The 833-nt window shown below is 68.4% G+C and carries 1 pseudogene; it reads left to right on the top strand.

Annotation, left to right across the window (positions count from 1 at the left end):
* Window positions 1-223: 223 nt before the first annotated feature.
* Window positions 224-833: pseudogene (locus OOT08_RS11230) on the top strand (glycosyltransferase family 2 protein); the annotation flags it as partial.

The raw sequence follows: 833 nt of genomic DNA, 5'->3' as shown, positions 1-833 counted from the left end.
GTGAGCCGAACCCAGGACAGGCGTCGACCCGGAAACCACTTCGCCATGCTCCCCCACCTTCCCGCCGTTCGCGACCGCCGAGGCAACCGCCGGAAGGAAACACGTCAGTCCCGCTGTCGGCCTCGACCAAGACCCCTCGCAGTCAGCATAATATGAGCACACCGGCTTTCCGCGCTCCCGCGGCTCGGAACGTGCCCGGTGCGAAACAGGAATGAGGGGGGCCATGCCGATCGCGCCCGCAGCCGTGCAGCCCCGCAAGCGCCAGTGGGGTGCCGAGCGCCGCTCGGAACCGCTGTCGATCGTGCCCGCCGTGCCCAGCCGGACCAAGGTCATCTGGGGGCGCATCGCGATCCTGGTGACCGTACTGGCCTGGTTCTTATACCTGATCACGACCGTGCTGCGCATCACGATCGAGAGCTCCGGTTCCTCGTTCCGCTTTCACCTGGAAACCTTCACCTACGCGCTGATCGTCACGATGCTGACCTTCTCGGCCACGATGTACCTGCTCGCCCGGCAGGGCGCGCTGACCCGGTACCGGGCGCACCAGCGCACGGAGCGCGCGATCATCGACGAGCACTTCCGCGGCTCGGACTCCGACATCACCGTGCTGATCCCCTGCTACGACGAAGAGCCAGAGATCGTCCGCTACACGCTCTGGTCCGCGGCGTTGCAGGAGTTCCCGAGCGTGCGGGTCGTGCTGCTCGTCGACGATGCCCCGAACCCCGTTGGCGAGGAGGCCCGCGCCCGGCTCGCCCGGACCCGGGAGCTGACCGAGGAGATCGCGGAGCGCCTGGCGGAGCCCGCCGCGCACTTCGCCCGGGTGTTCGCGGACT

Source organism: Leucobacter sp. M11 (genome assembly GCF_035726885.1).
Classification (GTDB): domain Bacteria; phylum Actinomycetota; class Actinomycetes; order Actinomycetales; family Microbacteriaceae; genus JAPFRB01.
This window is presented reverse-complemented; position numbering and strand designations above follow the sequence as displayed.